Source organism: Oceanirhabdus seepicola (assembly GCF_023684385.1).
In the GTDB taxonomy this organism is placed as follows: domain Bacteria; phylum Bacillota; class Clostridia; order Clostridiales; family Clostridiaceae; genus Oceanirhabdus; species Oceanirhabdus seepicola.
This window is the reverse complement of sequence record NZ_JAGSOJ010000001.1, coordinates 56,582-76,217: the sequence shown is the minus strand read 5'-3', so window position 1 is coordinate 76,217 and position 19,636 is coordinate 56,582. Positions and strand designations below refer to the sequence as shown.

The window sequence follows — 19,636 nt, the reverse complement described above, 5'->3', positions numbered from 1 at the left end:
AAAAAGTATTGAATATAAATAATATGATTACAATTTAGATTAACTAGTATGGTTAACATAAAAGGTAATAAAATCTATGGTTAACTAGAAAATTGATATTATATTATGTGTTAAATGGAGGGGTTAAAATGACTAAAAATTTGGAGATTTACAGATGTAATAGGTGCGGAAATATTGTTGAGGTAATTAAGGGGAATGGTGCACCTATGGTATGCTGTGGTGAAAAGATGGAACTTTTACAAGGGCAAACAGCTGATACATCTGTTGAAAAACATGTACCATTCATTGAAGAGATTGAAGAGGGTTATAAAGTAAGAATTGGAGAAAATCAAAATCACCCAATGATGGAAAAACATTATATTCAATGGGTTGAATTGATAGTTGGTAGTAGAATCTACAGAAAAGAATTTACTCATAATGATATACCAGAAGTAACATTCAAGGTAGAGAAAGCAGATAAAGTAGTTGCAAGAGAATATTGTAATTTACATGGTCTTTGGGAAAAAAAATCATAGTAGATGTAAAAACTACTCCTTTGAAAATGTATGGAGTAGTTTTGGTTTTCTAGGGAGTAATTATGAGACAATAGATATAGATTTTGAAAAAAACATTGTATATATTATACAATTAATATATAATATAGTAGTCAAGAGTAGAATTACATAATTAAAGGGGATTAATGAATGGAAACAGAAAGACTAATAGTACGAAGATTTAAGACAGAGGATTGGAAAGATTTATACGAATATTTATCAATTCCAGAAGTAGTAAAATTTGAAGAGTTTTATACGTTTAGTGAAGAAGAGTGCAAGGAAGCGGCAAAAGGAAGATATGAAGCAGGGGAAGATAGTTGTTTTTGGGCAGTTTGCTTAAAAGAAAATAATAAGATGATAGGTCAGATATATTTCAATTTCAATGAACCAGAAGAATTCAACACTTGGGAAATTGGATATATATTTAATCCAAAGTTCTACAGTAAAGGCTATGCAACAGAAGCAGCAATGAGAATACTTCAATATGGATTTGAAGAAAAACAGGCACATAGGATAATAGCTCATGCAAATATCAATAATACTCCTTCATGGAAACTATTAGAGAGATTATCTATGAGAAGAGAAGGGTGTATGCTACAAAATGTTTGGTTCAAAAAAACATCTGAAGGACAACCTATATGGCATGATTCTTATGAATATGCAATCTTATCACATGAATGGAATAAATAAGTAATTTATAATAATATATATAAATCCTCGTTAATCAAATGATTTGCGAGGATTTTCCATAAGAAAATTTTTTTTGTTTATTAATAATTACAAATATATAGTCATAAGTTTCGTTGAAATAAAATCCATAAGATGTTAAAATTAGGTATTAATTATGGGAGGGATAATTGTATGAGGAAGACATTAATTAAGGGAACTCTAATAAGTTTGATTATGTTGTTTCTTTTAACAACATGTAATGTTTTTGCAGATGATTCTGAAAAAAACAGTGAAATCAATTTTAAAAAGATAAAAAGTGAAATTGAAGAAATGAAGAAAAATCAATTCAATAATTGGAATAATAACTGTAACAATAACTGGAACAATAACTGTAACAATAACTGGAAGAATTGGGGAGGACAAACTGTTAAAACATTAGGAAATAGATTTACAAGGGACAATAAAGCTATAATTAGTGGTATGTTTAATGATATTGATAATGATGAGGTACGTGATTATGGATTCTTTATTGGAAATGAAGAGGAGAATCTTACTAAAAAAATATCGTTAAGAGAAGAAGATAGACAGAGTGGTTTTATGGACTATGAAATAGATTTTGAAACAGGAAAGACATATTATTATCAGGCATTTATCGAATATGAAGATGAAATTATAAAAGGAGAAGTGCATTGGTTCCATAAGGGGAGCAATGAAGAATTTAATAAAAATTTATATCAAAACAAATTTGGTAATTGGAATAATAATTGGAACAACAACCGGAACAATAATTGGGATGGGAATAATGTCAATACATTTGGAAACCGATTTGCTCAAGATAATAAAGTTATAATAAGTGGTATGTTTAATGATATTGATAATAATGAGGTACTTGATTACGGATTCTTTATAGGGAATGATAAGGATAACTTAACAAAAAAAATCTCAATAAAAGAAAAAAACAGACATAATGGTTTTAGGGATTATGAGATAGATAATGTTGAAAAGGGGAAGACGTATTATTATCAGGCATTTATTGAATATGATGATGAAATAACAAAAGGTGTTATATTAGGGTTTTGTATGGAAAAGCAAGAAGGATTAGAGGTTGTAACTGTTAATGCATTAAATGGATATGAAAAAAACACAGTATTATTTATAGGTAAGTGTGAAAATATGAATTCAATGAGAAGTTATAAGTATGGTTTTTATTGGGGATATAGTAAAGATGAATTATCAACAAAATCATACTATGATAATCAAAGAGATGATTATTTTATACAATCAATAAAGGATGTTAATGAGGGAACAATTTATTATCAAACATTTGTTGAATGTAATGGAGTGATAGTTAAAGGTGAATTGAAGAGTTTTGAATTTAAGAAGAATTTAAACAATTAGTTGTTTGAATTCTGAGTGTTCAAAGTATGAACTTGAATTAATAAGGTATTTATCTTATACTTATAGTAGAAGTAATGCTCATTTTATTTATGAGCATTATTTTATTATATGCATTACATAATATAGAAAGTTATGGTGAAGAGTGTGGAACATTATTTTAGTAGTACATCAAGTACAGAACATAAAAAACATACATTAGATTATTATATCAATGGTGAGAAAATAAAATTAACTAGCAGTAATGCAGTCTTTTCTAAGACTAAAGTTGATTTTGGATCAGATTTACTTATTAAAACATTTTTAGATAATAATAAGAATATTAAAGGTGATCTTCTAGATGTAGGATGTGGATATGGTACATTTGGAGTGACGTTTGCAAAGTTCTATCCTGAGATAAATGTAACAATGGTAGATGTTAATGAGAGAGCTATGGAGTTAGCATCAGAGAATGCAGAAGCAAATGGAGTAGGGGATAGAGTTAAAGTATTTAAATCTGATAAATTAGACAGTGTTACTAAGAAATATGATTATATAATAACAAATCCTCCAATTAGAGCAGGAAAAGAGGTTGTTCATGGTATCTATGAAGGAGCAGCTGAGCATTTAAATGATGGTGGAAAAATATATGTTGTTATTCAGAAAAAACAAGGTGCACCAAGTTCGCAAGAAAAACTTGAATCATTGTTTGGAAACTGTATTATAGAGAATAAGAAATCTGGATATTTTATATTAGTTTCAGAAAAAAAATTAAAATAAAGACTATATTTTTTAAAAATATACTTGAAAAATCACAAAAATATTTATAAAATAATATAGGACGCAATTTTAAAATAAAATTATTGGTTATACGGTTTGCTACCGATAGAGAGCATACAGTATAAATTGCTGTAGCATAGGGTGATAACACGAAAACTTTCGTCCCTATACATAATTCAAATTATCGGATGTGTATAGGGACTTTTTTATTTTTCAAAACTAAGTAATACATAATTTGAATATAATAATTCATGTGCTAAAGTGGCAAATGTGCGAACGATGGCAAGTTCAACAGAAATGAGATCAGGAGGAGTGTAAATATGGATATGAAAAAACTATTAGCTATAGGTATTAGTAGTGGAATAATAGGGTTTGCTTGGACAGTTGGGAGCTTTATGTTAGGTTTAAGTACGGTTGCTGGGTTTATAGCTTGGTCAAGTTTCTTTGCAGCTGGTGGTAATGGAATGAAAGGTGTAAAAAAAGCTTTGATCGCAAATTTCAGTGGTACATGCTGGGGTATAGCAACTTCATTTCTTGCGACTCCATTAATACCTTTAATAGGAGAAACAGGGGCTATTGCTGCTACTAATGGACTAGGTTCATGTGGAATAATATTGCAGTCTAAATTTTCTTTAGTTTCGTTTATTCCAGCGGCATTTTTAGGATGGTCGGCATTGATTGCATCAGGGATGAATTTCCCGATAACAATTATTTCTTTAGCATGCGGGTCATTTGCTGGATTCGCTTCAGAAATATTAACTGATGTAATATTAAAAATTATGAAGTATGAGTCAAAAGAAGAGATGGTTATAGATAAAGCAGCTGTTTAAGATAAGTAATTAAAATCATAAAGAAGCCTATAAGGTATCTTTATGATTTTTTTTGAATTTTAGTTAAGAATAAATTTGATATACCAAAATGAAATTGACAATGAAAGATCACTGATATACAATGAAGTTTAAATTAACGAAGGAGGAGTATATGGATAATTTTTTAGGGATTTTCTCTATTTTAATTTTAATTGCATCAGTTGGAATAACCATTAGAAATATTAAAGGAAGAAAAGATTTTGGAAATAGCATTTTCACGGGAAAGGTAAAAACAAAGAGTAAGAATAAATATATATTCGCTATATTTGCTGTTTTAATGATTATTAGGTTTATAATGACTATAAATAATTTTGGGGTAAACACATACACTGTTATGAATATAGCAATTATATTCTATTTATGTTCTTTTGTTTATTTTGAGCATAATGCTTTCAGAATAAATAATAATGGTATTCTTGTTAATCAGATTATAACTGAATGGAAAGATGTAGAGTCCTTTGAGTGGAATGGAAATAAGTTAATTATAAGATTTGATAAATCAGGAATAAAGATGAATGCTGTTGTTATAGTTGAATATGATTCATGTGGTGAACTAGAAAAAATAATAAAAAAATATAATAAATAAGAAAATTAAATGTCTCCAGAAGATATACCTATTTGGTATATCTTTATTTTGTTTATAAAAGAAAAAGTCTACTATTTTGAAACACAGGCACTTATTTGTGAACAAGATTTGTGTAATGCTAAACTTATACAAATGGACGCTGAGAAGTTAGATTTTTTTGACAATAGTTTTGATAATGTTTTATGTGGATTATCAACATCGTTTATTGAGAGTATGGAATATAAGGATGCTCATGGTATACGATTTGATGCAGAGGTTTTATTTCGAATTGCCTAAATAAAGAATTAAAACAAATGTTTGTGTACAAAACAATTATAATTGAACAGTGCCTATGGTTACACTAGGATGAAATGTAAAATTATGATAAAATAGTATTATTATGAATTTAAAGGGGGTAGCTTAAGTGATAAAAAATTCAGTTAGGCATTTTAAGAATTTTTTTACTGGTTACAATGAGTTAAGAGCACAAACATACACCAAACACTCAATGGTATTGGTGGATGGTAATTTGATTAGAAATAATAAGGAAACAACAACCGGAATTAGCTCAAGAGCTTTTAATTCTGGAGCATGGGGATTTGCATCAGCACCAAATATGAGCGAGGAAAGTGTGAGAAGAGTAATTAAGCAAGCCGAGCATAATGCTCAGTTTCTATCATCTAAAAAAACACGGAAGGTGGGGGAGCTTGAGCATATAAGTGCAGAAAATATTTTAGATTTATCCACTGGTAATAAAAAAGTACAGGATAAAGAAAAAATGGAATTTATAAAAGAATTAGATAACTATATTTTAGAAAAATGCGAAGGTTTAGTTAATAGAACATTATCTTACGTGAGTTATGCTACAAATAAAGAGTTAATAAACTCTGAAGAAAGCAGTTACTATACGTATATTCCTATTACAATTATATTTGTAGATCTTGTAATGGAAGATAAAGAAGGTATGCCTATTTCGTTATATGAAATATTTGGTGGTACTGGTGAGTATGAAGATAATTTTGGATCACCTGAGGAATTGTATAAGAAGATAGATGAATTATATAATTGTCTAAAAGATAAAGTTGAAGGAGTATATGCTAAATCAGGTGTTAAGGATGTAATTTTAGATTCATCTTTAGCTGGAATACTAGCGCATGAAGCCATTGGGCACACTACTGAAGCAGACGGAGTTATGGGTGGGTCAATAGCTAGAGACTACTTAGGTAGGCAATGTGCAAGTGAATTGGTTACATTAGTTGATTTTGCTCATACAGCACAAGGGAAACAATGCCCAATACCTTTGTATATAGATGATGAGGGAACAGTTGCTGAAGACGTTACAATAATTGAAAAAGGTATACTAAAAGGATATATGCATAATAAAGAAAGTGCGGCATATTTTGGAGTAAAACCAAAGGGAAATGGAAGGGCTTTTCAATTTAATGATGAACCATTAATAAGAATGAGAAATACTGCTATAATCCCTGGAAATAGTAGGTTACAAGATATGATTTCTTCAGTAGAAGATGGATATTACTTAATGACTTCATCGAATGGACAAGCGGATTCTACAAGTGAATTTATGTTTGGAGTAGTTAAAGGGTACGAAATCAAGAATGGTAAACTAGGAAAAGCTATACGAGATACTACAATCGCAGGGGTTGCCTTTGATGTTCTTAAATCTGTTACTATGATATCTGACGATATGTCATGGGAAAGCGCTGGATTCTGTGGAAAGAAACAGCCTATATCAGTAGGTATGGGTGGCCCTGCAATAAAATGTAAGGTTAACATAGGGGGTAAGTAATTATGAAAGAAAGAAAAGAAGCGTTATTATATAGTTTTGTTAATCTTAAGAATATGGGAGCAGATAAGGTTCAGGGAGTAATTCAGAGAAAAGAAAAGTTTGAGTTTAATGTGTTTCAAGGTGATATATCTCTTTTAAGAACAAATGAAGATATTACACTTGATTTAAGAGCTATAAAAGATGATAGACAAGCATCTTTAAAAATAAATAATATAGATAAAAATAGCATAGAGGAAGCATGTAAAGAAATTATAACTCTCAGTAAAAATGGTGAGAAGGATGAAGCTTTTGATATTGCTCCATATCAAGAAAAACGAGAATTCACATATGGAGATATGGAACCTAATCTAGATAAGATGTATAGCAAGTTCCAAGAGTTTTTAGATATAATAAAAGATAGATATCCTTATTTGCATTTAGAAGAATCAATTCTTGAGTTTAATAAAAGTGAAGCGTTGATAATGAATACAAACGGAGTTGAGCTAGTTGAGATAAGAAGTGTATATGATATGAGTATATTCTTCACTTCTAAGAAGAATGGAAAGGCATCTTCATTCAATTATTCTGGGATAAGTGTGAAAGAAATAGAAAATGAACTTTTTAATTTTAATTATTTTAAAAGAGTATTAGATCAGTCAGAGAAAGAAACAGAAGCTATTCCATTTGAGGGTAAATACACTGGGAAAATATTAGTTACTCCAGAGTGTATGAATGATATGTTGATGTATTATGTGAACTGTTATTTAAATGATTTCCCCCTAATATCAGGAACGAGTATATTTAAAGATAAGCTTGGAGAATGCATAGCTGATAAAAAGCTTACAGTAAAATCTAATATGATATCTGATAGTCTTCCAGGTGGAAATTTTATAACTAGTGATGGCTTTGTAGCTGAAGATATGACTGTAATAGATAAAGGGGTTTTAAAATCATTTATTTTGACCCAGTATGGAGCGAATAAGACAGGTAAAGAAAGATCTAAGAATAATGGAGTTGCTTGGACAATAGAAGCAGGAAACAGTAGTTTTGAAGAAATGGTGAAGTCTATTGATGAAGGAATTCTCTTATGTAGATTCTCAGGAGGAAATCCATCAAGCAGTGGAGATTTTTCTGGAGTGGCAAAGAATAGTTTTTATATCAAAGATGGAGAGATAAAGCAGGCTATAAATGAGGCTATGATATCAGGAAATCTAGGAGAAATGTTTAACTCAGTGGTGGATGTTTCAAAAGAAACAGTGACTGATGGAAATAATGATTTGCCATGGATCCTATTTGATGGAGTGATAGTTTCAGGTAAATAGAATAAAGCACAGAAACTATGGGTTTCTGTGCTTTATTATGTACTGCAGGAATTATTTTTAGACTTTATAGAAAACAATATTGATTCTTGCCTTTTTCTTTTGCCGTGAACATTGCTTTTTTAGCACTATTTAAGACCACAGAACTATCTATATCTATGGAAAATTCAGAAATCCCAATTGTTAAAGTGCAAGAGATTTCTGCGTCTTCGCCTTTTATAGGAGAATTTAAAGAAGATATTATGTCTGATGAAATTTTTAGGGATAGATTTTTTCCTATATCTTTTAATACAACACCAAACTCATCTCCAGCTATTCTATAGACTTCTGTATTTACATTATTGGATTTTAAAACATCCTTAATACGGTTATGAACTTCCAGTATAACAATGTCACCATTTTTATGGCCAAAGTTTGTATTTATATTATCAAATGAATCAATATCAATGTCTAAAACAAACCCATTATTTGAGTTTCTTATATTTTCTAAAACTACATCATTACTTGTGAAATTACTAATCATTTTAACAACTCCTTGAATTTTGGTATTTTTAAAACTAATCCTAGGATATATATCAATATTTATTTTGTTTTTTCTAAATGAAATTGGGGAAATTCCAAATAATTTTTTGAATGCTCTTGAGTATGCCTCATAACTATTATATTGATAAATAAAGGCTATATCTAAAATGCTTGAATTCTCATTTAATAGTATTTTAGCAGATTCGTTCAATCTTCTTTTCCGTACATATTCTTTAAGTGTCACTCCAGTTATACTAGAAAAGAGATTATAGAAACTAGATTTAGACATAAATGCTGAAGAAGAAATATCTTCAATTGTGATATGATTTTTAAGATTTTCTTCTATAAAGTTTATCGCTAGCTGTATTCTGTCTATTATTTCGAAATTATTCATTTTATTTCCCCCTAAGATATCTTAAAACTAGTATATCATGAGTCGGATATTGAAATATGATTTTTTTTCCAAAGATATAATTTAACGTAAAAAGGTTTGAATACTTGCTATGTGATTTTGAATAGTGATTAAATCTAAGTTATAACTAAAACTTAAAAAGGATTGCAAGAAAGATGAAATTAAAATTCTTTTGTGAGGTTTTATTGTTTTAGTATAAAATGAAGTATTTTCTAAACAAAGCTTAAAACAGGGGAATAAGAAGAGTTTACAATGGGGAGTGGTGAAAGGGAATATGGATTGAAAAGACTGAATATTAAAAAAATTGACATTAGATGTCGAATGATGTACAATTGTGTCTATGTTACTAATGAAGAGGAGGGTCCATATGAATATATTGGAAAATATAGTTTCTAGCAGTAATACGGTTTTATGGTCTTATGTATTAATTATATTATTAATTTTTTCTGGGTTGTATTTTACATTTAAATTAAAGTTTGTACAATTCAGGCTGCTAGGGCATATGTTTAAGTTACTAGGTGAGGGTGCAGCGGGGGCTGCAAAAGGAGATAAGAAAAAAGGGGTTACATCCTTTCAGGCATTTTGTATAAGTACTGCATCTAGAGTAGGTACAGGAAATTTAGCAGGAGTTGCTTTGGCAATTGCAGTAGGGGGGCCAGGGGCGGTCTTCTGGATGTGGTTGATTGCTTTAATAGGAGCAGGGTCTAGCTTTGTAGAGAGCACATTAGCTCAAATATATAAGGTAAAAGATAATGATGGTTTCAGAGGTGGACCAGCATATTATATGGAAAAAGCATTAAATAAAAGGTGGATGGGAATAGTATTTTCGATTCTTATAACACTATGTTTTGGATTAGTATTTAATGCAGTGCAATCCAATACAATTTCATATGCATTCCAAGGTGCGTATAACGTAGATAGATTATTAATTGGTGTAGTAATAGCAGTAATAACTGCTACAGTTATTTTTGGTGGAGTAAATAGAATAGCAAAAGTATCAGAGGTATTAGTGCCTGTTATGGCGGTTATATACTTGCTTGTTGCAGCTTTTGTTATAATAAAAAACATTACAGCAATTCCAGATGTATTTTCTTTAATTATCAGTAGTGCCTTTGGACTAAAACAAGCAGTTGGTGGGGGAATCGGAATTGCACTTATGCAAGGTATAAAAAGAGGCTTGTTCTCAAATGAAGCTGGTATGGGTAGTGCGCCTAATGCAGCTGCTACTGCAAACGTGAGTCATCCTGTAAAACAGGGTCTGATTCAAACATTAGGAGTATTTACTGATACAATCTTAATTTGTAGTGCAACAGCGTTCATTATTTTAATTTCAGGAGTGTATACAACAGAAGGATTGAGTGGAATACAACTTACACAGGCGGCTTTGAGTTCAGAAGTTGGACCATGGGCAAATTCATTTATTGCTATTTGTATACTTTTATTCGCATTCAGTTCAATAATTGGGAACTATTATTATGGAGAAACAAATATCGAGTTTATAACTTCAAAGAAATCTTATGTGACAGCGTATAGAGTTTTTGTTATTGGTATGGTACTAATGGGTTCAGTAGCGAAGATTCAATTAGTATGGGATCTTGCAGATTTATTTATGGGACTTATGGCATTGATAAATCTTATTGCTATACTGAAGTTAGGAAATGTTGCTGTTAAAGCTTTAAAAGATTACTTAAAGCAAAGACAACAAGGGAAAGATCCTGTGTTTTACAAAGATTCAATAGATGGTTTGGAAAATATAGAGTGTTGGCCAAACAGACAATAGAAAACAGAGTGAAAACAATATATTGTAACTTTGTCAACAAACTCAATCGCAAGCAAAGCTTGCGATTTTTTGTTATTCTGTTTTATTGATGTTCGGAAAAGGGGATGTTATAATTAAGTAAAATATTGGTAATTGGAGATGGGGAGTTGTTTAATAGGGAGAGTAAGGTTGGGGAAGTACTTCAAAACGCAGTTGGGAGGGATATTTTTGATCAATTGCTGAGGGAGGCGGGGCTTCTTGAAAAGGAAGGAATAATAATAAATCCCATTGTAAGAAGAATGAAACTTAAACACCTAAGTAAATTATTTAACAAATACATTGATGATGAGATTATTGATGTGCTATGTGAAAAAATGAATTTATATGAAATGGAGAAATTACCAGAAGATAATGAAGTGGTAAGTAAAACTTGGTGGAGGGAAGCGGTTTTTTATCAGATTTATCCAAGGAGTTTTAAAGACTCTAACAATGATGGAATTGGGGATATAAAAGGAATCATAAGAAAGTTAGATTATTTAAAAGAACTAGGTATAGATGTTATATGGTTAAGTCCAATATATGATTCTCCTAATGATGATTATGGGTATGATATTAGGAATTACTTTAAGATAATGAGCGAATTTGGCACAATGGAGAATGTTGAGGAATTAATTTCTGAATGTCACCAAAGGGATATGAGAATAATAATGGATCTTGTTATTAATCATACAAGTGATGAACATGAGTGGTTTAAAGAATCATGTAAAGATAAAGACAATGCTTTTAGAAATTATTATATATGGAGAAAAGGAAATGAAAATGAAGGATTACCTAATAATTGGGAATCTTTATTCAGCGGGAGTGCGTGGAAATTTCATCAACCAACTAAGGAATACTATCTTCATCTTTTTACGGAGAAACAAGTTGATTTGAACTGGGAAAATAAAGAGTTGAGAGAAAAAATATATTATATGGTTAATTGGTGGTTGAATAAAGGGGTAGATGGATTTCGGTTAGACGTAATAAACTTTATTTCTAAGAAAGATGGGCTTCCAGATGGTAATGAAATAATAGGGAGACTTACGGGATTTATGGGAATTGAAAACTATGTCTATGGACCTAAAGTCCATGAGTACATTAATGAGTTAAATAGAAGAACCTATGGTTTAAGAGATACATTCACTGTAGGTGAATGTAATGGGATTGGACTTGAGGTAGCGAAGTATTTTATACATGAAAAGAGAAGAGAATTGAGCACAGTTTTTAATTTTGAACATATGAATATGGCTGGAAAAAATAAGTGGGATGATTATGAATATGATCTGAATTATTTGAAAAGAGCTATGATAAAATTACAAAGAAACACAACTAATTGCTGTTGGTTTGCGCTATTTACTGATAATCATGACTCACCAAGATTTCTTAATAAAGTCACATCTGACGTGTCGCTTCATGATTATTTATCAAAGTTGATATGTGTATTGATTTTAAGCCTTAAAGGGGTACCATTCATATATCAAGGTCAAGAGATAGGAATGAGAAATCCGAATTTTAAATCTATAGAACAATTAAGAGATATAGAAAGTTTAAATAAATATAAGGAATTGAGCTGTGAGAAAAAATCCAATGAAGAAATAATGAATTCTATTTTTACTGGATCAAGGGATAATTCAAGAATTCCAATGATGTGGGGGAATGAGAAAAATGGAGGGTTCTCAAATACAAAGCCATGGATAATGATAGGTGAATATTTCAGAGATTGCAATGTACGAGAACAAGAGCTTAATAAGACATCTGTACTTTCCTTTTTTAAGAATATGATATCATTGCGAAAATCTGAAACAACTTTGATATATGGAGAATTCAAAGTTATAAATCAATATAAAAAAGATCAATTTATATATATACGAATAGATGAGGATAAAGAATTTTTAATAATAATGAACTTGAAGAATATGAGGAAGAACATTAAATATAATACTGATAAATATGAGTTGTTATTATGTAATTATAATAAAAGTAGGTATACCAATGAATATAGTGCATTTGAGAGTAGAATTTATAAGAAAGGTTAATTAGCAATATTTGACAAATGGTATTATATTTGGTATACTAATAGTTACTAAATTAAAGGAGGAATTTATGGTAGGTAAAGAGTGGTACAATTCAATTGCATTAAAAACAAGCGGCTATGAAAAGAATTGGAATTCTTGCAAAGTGGGAAATTCTGGTGAATATATTTTTGAAAAAGAACTTATAGATTTGTTGTCAAATAGCAATAGTGTTTTAGATATGGGATGTGGATATGGTGACTTTACTTTAGAAATGTCACAATATTGTGACAAATTAATTGGAGCGGATTTTTCAGAAGTAATGATCAGTGTTGCTAAGAAATTAAAAAAACAAAGGGAAATTTGTAATGTAGACTTTATTTGTACAGACTCAAGAGATGATGTATTATCTTCATATGAATTTGATTTGATTTACTGTAGGAGAGGACCTACTTCAATAATTTTAAATAATAATTGCTTGAAATCAGGTGGAACAATATTTGGTATACACAGTGAAAGATATGATATTGTTGTAAAAAGATTAAAAGAAGCTGGATTTAAAGATATTAAAATTAAAGAGTACTTAGCCTATGAATATTTTAATACACGTGATGATTTTGCAAAATTCCTTACCAGAATCCCAGGGAACATAGATTATACAGAACCAGAAAATTATAAGAAATTAGAAAGACAGCTTATTGAGCACACTGATAGTGCAGGTATTTTTTATAGAGAATGGAGATATATTTGGAAAGCAGTAAAACCATAATAATTAAAAACATAGTGGATAATAAAGGGTTTACTCGTTTCATTTTAAATGAAATGAGTAAACCCTTTTGTCCTAAAGAACAATAAGGTGTAGTTTCAGCGTATGTAGAAACATCCATCGTTGTCCATTAGGTTTTTACTAAGCTTTTTTTAAATCGGTTAGCAGTTCATCAAATAGCTCTTCAACTGAAACAATTTTGTCAATTCGATAAGTTTCACTTCCGCAGAAAATTAATCCCTTATCAAGATCACCTTTTACTGAATTAATAAGAGCATCTGTGATACAGAAAGGTGTTGTTTTTGGATCGCATTTCTGTACACAATTAAAACATTTAGGAAACTTTGGACGTGATTCGCTTACCCCTTTTAGAAACTTATTATTTATAGCTCTACCTGGTAAACCAACAGGACTTTGCATAATTGTTATATTATCTTTAATGCTATTCACATATGCCTCTTTGAAATTATCATGAGCATCACATTCATGTGTAGCTACAAATCTGCTTCCTATTTGAACGCCGCTTGCTCCGAGTTTCAAGAAAGAAGCAATATCGGTACCAGTATATACTCCACCAGCTACTATCAATGGGATTGTTGTATTATGTTTTTCTTTATATTCTTCTAAAGTTTTAAGGATTTTAGTGATTTCTTCTTCAGTATTATAATTTTCCAGTGAATCTAGAGTTTCTCTTTTAAATCCAAGGTGTCCTCCAGCTTTAGGACCTTCATAAATGAAAGCGTCAGGTAATCTATTATGCTTTTTTACCCAGTATCTTAAAATAACATCTGCAGCTTTTTTTGAAGATATGATAGGTACTAAATTAACATCAGAATCTTTGCAAAGTGAAGGCAAATCCAAAGGTAAACCTGCGCCAGAAATAATCATATGTGCACCTGCTTCAAGAGATGCTTTAACTAATTTTGCGTAGTTTGTTGCTGCGCACATTATATTTACCCCAATAATACCTTTGGGAGCAATCTCTTTTGCTCTTTCAATATGTTTTTTTAAGGCTCTTATATTTGCTTTGAGAACATTTTCTTTGAAATCTTTTTCGTTATATCCAGGTTGTGCAGCAGATATAACACCTATTCCACCTAGCTTAGCTACAGCACCTGCAAGGTTAGATAAGGATATTCCAACACCCATTCCACCTTGAATAATTGGTATTGGTACTTCTATATTGCCTATTTTTAAAGGTTTAAAATTCATATAAATACCTCATTTCATATTAATTTTTGAAAGTCAATATGTTTGATTATCAAAGTATTCTTTGTAATACATATATTTTTAGCATAATATATATCTAAGAAAATGTAAAGGACAAATAATGGAAATGTATAAGTGGATTAATGCATATTTTTATAGGACAAAGACTCACTTATAGTACTAATTGTTTAAAATTGTTTATTTTTCTGTTTATATCATGTAGTATAAAGTACATAGCAACGTAAGAACAATAAAGAATAATGAAAAAAGAATAATGAAAAAAGAATAAAGAATAAATTAGGTTATTTTTCTTCCTAATATCAGAAAAAATGTATATTAGATTTGTATTAACAAATCAATACCTCTATTCTTTGTTCTTTATAATACTGTTGGAATACTTTTGAATATTTTAATAAAATAAGTTTTACAATTAGAAATCTATATAATTGTATCAGAGGAGAAAATAATGATAGAAAATAAAGAGGTTTTCATACCTAAATATATGAAGAGTTTTAAATGTATAGGGCCAAATTGCGAGGATACGTGTTGTGCTGGGTGGTCCATACCTATAGATCAAGAGACATATATGAAATATACTAATCTAATGGAAAAAGAAAATAATATATTTAAAGGGAAACTGCAGTTAGTTAATAATGAAAGTAATATGAATTATGCACGTACATTAACAAAAAATCACGATAAATGTACATTTTTAAATGAAAAGAATTTATGTGATATTCAATGCCAATATGGTGAAGATTTGCTGTCTTCAACATGTTACCACTATCCAAGAGTTTATAATATTGTGGATGGAATTTATGAAAAAAGTGCTAAGTTATCTTGTCCTGAGGCTGCTAGACTTATTTTGTTACAAAGAGATGGATTTGATTTTTTAGAAGATGAGGAAGAAATAAAAGATAATTTTAATATAAAAAGGATTTTTGATTCTCTAGAATATGAAATAGAATCTATTGAAAGTTCATTTTTCTGGGAGATAAGAAGTTCAATTATAAATATCTTTAATACCCCAAAAGAAAATATTCATATAAACATATCAATTTCTAGGTGGTTTATAAGTCAAGTGAAAAGTAAATGGGATAAAAATCATGATATTTATGAAATTGAAAAAATTATAGAAGAGATAAAGGATTCAAATATAGAAAATAAAAAATATGAATTATTAACAAATGAGCTTAAGTATATTGAATATGAAAAAATAATAAGCTTTTTATCAGAGTTATCAAATCACACAGCAACGAACTTAAAGTTGAAGGGGAAGATTGATGAAATTTTAAAAGAAAAATGTGATATTGAAAACTATGAAAATAATCTAGAGAAAGCGGAATATGATTATATTTATAGAAACCTTATTATCAATTCGATTTTTATGAGTTTGTATCCATTAAACTCACACTCAAATATCCTAATAGGATTAGATAAGATTTTAGAAAAATATTATTTATTTAAGTCTATTTTCTCCTTATATAAAGGAAAAGAATTAGAAAATGAAATTATAGAATTTATACAGGTTTTTTATAAAAGTTATGAGCATAATATAGAATTTAATAAATTTTATGAGAAGAAAATATCAAAAGTTGTTTAATGCGAGGGTAGTAAAGGTAAACATAAGTATTAAATACTGCTACAACATAAGTTGATATTTGTTTCTGCTTAATAGGAGAAGAGGGTGGTGACTTCTTCTCCTTATGCCTTATTGGATTATTTGCCAAGGAGTATCCCAATGATATTGTACATTCATTGAAGGAGTATCTCCTAAAGTCCACCATTTTGCCTCATAAATGTGATTTTTATATGTTACAACGTCACCACAAATGTATGCAAGGTTAAAATCCCAACTATCCAAGTCTGCGGTTGTAAGGGGAATATAATTATCCTCTTTATTAGGTTTCCATTCTTCTAATCTCAATATGTTTCGATGAATTTTATTATCATCAGAGATTTCCTTCTGGTCAAGGTACCACTCCATAAAATGAAGTGAATTGAATGCGTATGACTTAAAATCAAAATTTCTAGGATATTTAAATTCCATTCTATCCTCCTGAAAATTGTTTCAATAAAAATATACTAGTTGAAAATCAAAGTGTACTAAAAACGAAATTAAGAAAAGCTAGATGCCCTTAAAGCAATATTGTTAAGGACTTCTAGCTACTGAAGATTATTCACATGCATTACTAAGGGTAACAACCATACTAACTTCTCCGCCACTACGCTCTGCTTCATTAAACATCTGTTTAAGAGAAGAAAAAATTTCATCTTGAGATCCAGTGATAGTTGTATTCATTGAACCTACACAGTACTCTACATTTTGATTTTGTAATGAATTAATTGAATCATTAATAATATTTGTTGCGTGATTAGTTTTTAAAGGGTAAACAGCAACCTCTGCAGTAATCATAAAAATAAACTCCTTTACTTTTTACGTTTATTTTTACCTTTCACCAATAAAATATTCACATTATTAAGGTTCTATAGGTCCATATAAATCTTTATCATATTTCATTAAAATCTTTGTAAGTTCCTCTACGTGTTCCTTTTCATCACCAATTACATCATTTAAAGTCTTGATAATTGCTTTGTCTACTGTTTTAGAAAGAATGTGTTCATAAGATATAATAGCTTCAAGTTCTCCTTTTATATCTTGTCTTATGAAGCTAAGAAGGTTGATCATGTGAATTTTTTCCCCTTCATAAGTATTTCTATACTTTTTCTGAGATGATCTTCTTCTGTGATGGTTTTTCATAATATCAAGATACTTTTCCATCTGCATATCATCATTTTTTCGTATAAGTTCAAGAAACATACCATAATGCTTTTTTTCTTCTTGCATAATATGTGTAAGTACTTTTGAAACTTCGTTGATTGGACAAAGAGCAATATGATGTGAATAATCATTAATAGCTACTATTTCTCCAATTAAAGCTTCCCTTAAAAAATTACTATTATTATTAGCAATTCCTTGAGGTTGACCATTGTGAACGGTATAACTCATAAAAAATCACCTTATAATTGTTCTAATATATTATATTTATCTGATTTACATTCGTACCTAAAATGAAAGAACAAATTGAATTTATTTGTTTTCATACGCCTTATTTAACAATAATTGAAGAGTAAGGTGGCAAAGTTATCTTAATAAAGCCTTTATCATAAGAAAAATCTACATTCTCAATACAGTTAAAGATCTTAAGTATCGATCCAGTTAGCGATTTATCAATTTTAAATTCAGCTTGAACTTTATCAGCACTCACATTATGAATAACTAATTCAGTTTGTTCATCTGTGAACCTATAGAATGAAAGTAATTTTACATGGGACTTAATCAGTTCTATATTACCCTCTGATAAAGTAGAATCTTCTTTTCTATAATCAATTAGATTCTTATAATGGGAAAACATTGATGTTGAATCTGTGAGTTGTATATTTGCGGGAGTGGTATCAAGATTATAATTTAATTCTTGCCAAGAAGTTTCACCATCTTTTCCTTCACCATTCCAGATAAATGGCTCACGTATTAGTTCATCAGGTTTTTTTCCCTTCATACCAATTTCCTCACCATAATATATGAAAGGGTTTCCAGGTAAAGTTAGATATATACTAGCAGCAACCTTAGCTTGATTTTCATTAGTTACTAATGACATAACTCTATCCATATCATGATTAGTTAAAAATGGCGCATCCACATATGACTCTGTCATTTCATAGCTATAAGTTTTATATACTCCATTTAAAGCATTACGTAATTCAAATGCAAAACCAGAATTAACAGCACTTATAATTGGTTTCCCTATATTGAAATTGAAGCATGAATCCATAACAGGGAAATATGATGTTATTACACCTGGTGAACTCCAAACCTCAGCAGCTAAATAAGTATCTTTTTTGTAAGCAGTCAGAGATTTCCTGAATGTATCCCACCAAGCGATTGAATCGTCAAATCTATCTGGTTCAAAAATATGTAGGGCCGCATCTATACGGAATCCATCTACCCCAAGATCCAGCCACCATTTTGCTGTGTCAATTATTTCTTTTTGAACCTCTGGATTCTCGAAATTTAAATCAGGCATTCCTGACCAGAATGTATTATAATAATAACTATTATCTGCTTTTGCCCAAGCTTTATTACCTACTGGTGAAATGGTACTTAAATTACTACTTTCATTAGCCCAAATGTAGTAATCTCTATATTTGTTTTCTTCGGAACTTATAGCTTGCTTAAACCAAAAATGTTGATTACTAGTGTGATTTGGTACGTAATCTAAAATAACTTTAATATTTCTACTATGACATTCATTTAGAAGTGTTTTAAAGTCATCAATCGTACCAAACTCAGAATTAACTTTTTTATAATCTGCTACATCATATCCATGATAACTTGGAGATTCGAATATTGGCGATAACCAAATACCTGTAATTCCTAAATTGTTTAAATAATCAAGCTTATTAGTAATTCCATTTATATCACCTATTCCATCATTATTAGAATCGTTAAATGATCGTACGAATATTTGATAATAAATATCTCCATTCTTTTTTGTTTCATATGCATATTTAATATTTTTTTCTACTTCCTTTCTCTTATTGGCGATTTTTGTATAATAACCAATGCTAAAAAGTGAAAATAGCACTATGCAGCTTACTAAATAAATGAAAAGTGTCTTTCTAATTTTTTTAAAAAAACTCAAAATAATACCCCCTTTTATGTTAATCTATATCTAGAATAATGGAACTGAAAAAATAAAGCAATAGTATTAAGGGAACAAATGCAAACGATTGCTCTGAATTTGCAATCACTTGCAGAATTTTTAAGAATAAAAAGTATTAAATTACAAATAATATTCACATAATAACTAAAAAATTCTATTACATATTATATGATGGAAGTAATTATTAATTATTAATTGATAAATTCTTACAGTCTCATTGGCAGTATTATAAGAATCAATGGAATATTGAGCGTAAACAATGAACAATGCTACTTAGTAAATGAAAATTCAGAAAAAA

19 protein-coding genes are annotated in these 19,636 nt (G+C 29.7%); 13 read left to right on the top strand and 6 right to left on the bottom strand.

Annotated features, from left to right (window positions below; translation table 11 throughout):
* The first annotated feature begins 128 nt into the window (after positions 1-128).
* The 9 genes from KDK92_RS00365 (at position 129) to KDK92_RS00325 (ending at position 7,898) form a co-directional block, all read left to right on the top strand.
* Positions 129-515 (top strand): desulfoferrodoxin, encoded by a 387-nt coding sequence (locus KDK92_RS00365; RefSeq protein WP_250856980.1) that lies wholly within the window; start codon positions 129-131, stop codon positions 513-515.
* 168 nt (positions 516-683) lie between these two features.
* Positions 684-1,223 (top strand): GNAT family N-acetyltransferase, encoded by a 540-nt coding sequence (locus KDK92_RS00360; RefSeq protein ID WP_250856976.1) that lies wholly within the window; start codon positions 684-686, stop codon positions 1,221-1,223.
* A gap of 171 nt (positions 1,224-1,394) precedes the next feature.
* Positions 1,395-2,600: a hypothetical protein gene (locus KDK92_RS00355; protein WP_250856975.1), complete on the top strand. Its 1,206-nt coding sequence runs from the start codon at positions 1,395-1,397 to the stop codon at positions 2,598-2,600.
* A gap of 144 nt (positions 2,601-2,744) precedes the next feature.
* Positions 2,745-3,356, top strand: a complete 612-nt coding sequence (locus KDK92_RS00350; RefSeq protein WP_250856970.1) for a class I SAM-dependent methyltransferase — start codon at positions 2,745-2,747, stop codon at positions 3,354-3,356.
* A gap of 320 nt (positions 3,357-3,676) precedes the next feature.
* Positions 3,677-4,186, top strand: a complete 510-nt coding sequence (locus KDK92_RS00345; RefSeq protein ID WP_250856969.1) for a DUF1097 domain-containing protein — start codon at positions 3,677-3,679, stop codon at positions 4,184-4,186.
* 151 nt (positions 4,187-4,337) lie between these two features.
* Positions 4,338-4,811 (top strand): DUF5673 domain-containing protein, encoded by a 474-nt coding sequence (locus tag KDK92_RS00340; protein WP_250856967.1) that lies wholly within the window; start codon positions 4,338-4,340, stop codon positions 4,809-4,811.
* Positions 4,812-4,859: 48 nt separating this feature from the next.
* Positions 4,860-5,087, top strand: coding sequence for a class I SAM-dependent methyltransferase (locus KDK92_RS00335; protein ID WP_250856965.1), 228 nt, complete (start codon positions 4,860-4,862; stop codon positions 5,085-5,087).
* Between the two features lie 127 nt (positions 5,088-5,214).
* A complete protein-coding gene (locus tag KDK92_RS24740; protein WP_250856964.1) occupies positions 5,215-6,597 on the top strand; it encodes a TldD/PmbA family protein in 1,383 nt (460 codons plus the stop codon).
* 2 nt (positions 6,598-6,599) lie between these two features.
* A complete protein-coding gene (locus KDK92_RS00325) occupies positions 6,600-7,898 on the top strand; it encodes a TldD/PmbA family protein (protein ID WP_250856962.1) in 1,299 nt (432 codons plus the stop codon).
* Positions 7,899-7,962: 64 nt separating this feature from the next.
* Here the strand turns inward: KDK92_RS00325 and KDK92_RS00320 are convergent, their stop codons facing one another.
* Positions 7,963-8,811, bottom strand: a complete 849-nt coding sequence (locus KDK92_RS00320; protein ID WP_250856960.1) for a diguanylate cyclase domain-containing protein — start codon at positions 8,809-8,811, stop codon at positions 7,963-7,965.
* Positions 8,812-9,196: 385 nt separating this feature from the next.
* Here KDK92_RS00320 and KDK92_RS00315 point away from each other — a divergent pair, with 385 nt between their 5' ends.
* From KDK92_RS00315 to KDK92_RS00305, 3 genes are all read left to right on the top strand, one after another.
* A complete protein-coding gene (locus KDK92_RS00315; RefSeq protein WP_250856952.1) occupies positions 9,197-10,609 on the top strand; it encodes an alanine/glycine:cation symporter family protein in 1,413 nt (470 codons plus the stop codon).
* A 146-nt stretch (positions 10,610-10,755) separates the two neighbouring features.
* Positions 10,756-12,663: an alpha-glucosidase gene (locus KDK92_RS00310; protein ID WP_250856951.1), complete on the top strand. Its 1,908-nt coding sequence runs from the start codon at positions 10,756-10,758 to the stop codon at positions 12,661-12,663.
* A 67-nt stretch (positions 12,664-12,730) separates the two neighbouring features.
* Positions 12,731-13,408 (top strand): class I SAM-dependent methyltransferase, encoded by a 678-nt coding sequence (locus tag KDK92_RS00305; protein ID WP_250856946.1) that lies wholly within the window; start codon positions 12,731-12,733, stop codon positions 13,406-13,408.
* Between the two features lie 138 nt (positions 13,409-13,546).
* On the opposite strand, the gene KDK92_RS00300 is transcribed toward KDK92_RS00305, so the two are convergent.
* Positions 13,547-14,617: an NAD(P)H-dependent flavin oxidoreductase gene (locus tag KDK92_RS00300; protein WP_250856945.1), complete on the bottom strand. Its 1,071-nt coding sequence runs from the start codon at positions 14,615-14,617 to the stop codon at positions 13,547-13,549.
* A 463-nt stretch (positions 14,618-15,080) separates the two neighbouring features.
* Between KDK92_RS00300 and fliB the strand changes: the two genes are divergently transcribed.
* A complete protein-coding gene (fliB, locus tag KDK92_RS00295) occupies positions 15,081-16,217 on the top strand; it encodes a flagellin lysine-N-methylase (RefSeq protein ID WP_250856941.1) in 1,137 nt (378 codons plus the stop codon).
* 108 nt (positions 16,218-16,325) lie between these two features.
* On the opposite strand, the gene KDK92_RS00290 is transcribed toward fliB, so the two are convergent.
* From KDK92_RS00290 to KDK92_RS00275, 4 genes are all read right to left on the bottom strand, one after another.
* Positions 16,326-16,664, bottom strand: coding sequence for a carbohydrate-binding protein (locus KDK92_RS00290; RefSeq protein ID WP_250856936.1), 339 nt, complete (start codon positions 16,662-16,664; stop codon positions 16,326-16,328).
* Positions 16,665-16,790: 126 nt separating this feature from the next.
* The gene (locus KDK92_RS00285) at positions 16,791-17,030 is read right to left on the bottom strand and encodes a YkoF family thiamine/hydroxymethylpyrimidine-binding protein (RefSeq protein ID WP_250856935.1); all 240 of its coding nucleotides are present in this window, start codon (positions 17,028-17,030) and stop codon (positions 16,791-16,793) included.
* 63 nt (positions 17,031-17,093) lie between these two features.
* Positions 17,094-17,624 carry a ferritin family protein gene (locus KDK92_RS00280; protein WP_250856928.1) on the bottom strand — a complete coding sequence of 177 codons (531 nt, stop codon included), beginning with the start codon at positions 17,622-17,624 and terminating at the stop codon, positions 17,094-17,096.
* A 100-nt stretch (positions 17,625-17,724) separates the two neighbouring features.
* Positions 17,725-19,317 (bottom strand): alpha-amylase family glycosyl hydrolase, encoded by a 1,593-nt coding sequence (locus KDK92_RS00275; protein ID WP_250856926.1) that lies wholly within the window; start codon positions 19,315-19,317, stop codon positions 17,725-17,727.
* Positions 19,318-19,636: the final 319 nt, after the last annotated feature.

Bases quoted from the DNA above. Each gene is read 5' to 3' on its own strand.
- KDK92_RS00365 (WP_250856980.1), top strand. From the start codon at position 129: ATGACTAAAAATTTGGAGATTTACAGATGTAATAGGTGCGGAAATATT.
- KDK92_RS00360 (WP_250856976.1), top strand. From the start codon at position 684: ATGGAAACAGAAAGACTAATAGTACGAAGATTTAAGACAGAGGATTGG.
- KDK92_RS00355 (WP_250856975.1), top strand. From the start codon at position 1,395: ATGAGGAAGACATTAATTAAGGGAACTCTAATAAGTTTGATTATGTTG.
- KDK92_RS00345 (WP_250856969.1), top strand. From the start codon at position 3,677: ATGGATATGAAAAAACTATTAGCTATAGGTATTAGTAGTGGAATAATA.
- KDK92_RS00340 (WP_250856967.1), top strand. From the start codon at position 4,338: ATGGATAATTTTTTAGGGATTTTCTCTATTTTAATTTTAATTGCATCA.
- KDK92_RS00325 (WP_250856962.1), top strand. From the start codon at position 6,600: ATGAAAGAAAGAAAAGAAGCGTTATTATATAGTTTTGTTAATCTTAAG.
- KDK92_RS00320 (WP_250856960.1), bottom strand. From the start codon at position 8,811: ATGAATAATTTCGAAATAATAGACAGAATACAGCTAGCGATAAACTTT.
- KDK92_RS00315 (WP_250856952.1), top strand. From the start codon at position 9,197: ATGAATATATTGGAAAATATAGTTTCTAGCAGTAATACGGTTTTATGG.
- KDK92_RS00305 (WP_250856946.1), top strand. From the start codon at position 12,731: ATGGTAGGTAAAGAGTGGTACAATTCAATTGCATTAAAAACAAGCGGC.
- KDK92_RS00300 (WP_250856945.1), bottom strand. From the start codon at position 14,617: ATGAATTTTAAACCTTTAAAAATAGGCAATATAGAAGTACCAATACCA.
- fliB (WP_250856941.1), top strand. From the start codon at position 15,081: ATGATAGAAAATAAAGAGGTTTTCATACCTAAATATATGAAGAGTTTT.
- KDK92_RS00290 (WP_250856936.1), bottom strand. From the start codon at position 16,664: ATGGAATTTAAATATCCTAGAAATTTTGATTTTAAGTCATACGCATTC.
- KDK92_RS00285 (WP_250856935.1), bottom strand. From the start codon at position 17,030: ATGATTACTGCAGAGGTTGCTGTTTACCCTTTAAAAACTAATCACGCA.
- KDK92_RS00280 (WP_250856928.1), bottom strand. From the start codon at position 17,624: ATGAGTTATACCGTTCACAATGGTCAACCTCAAGGAATTGCTAATAAT.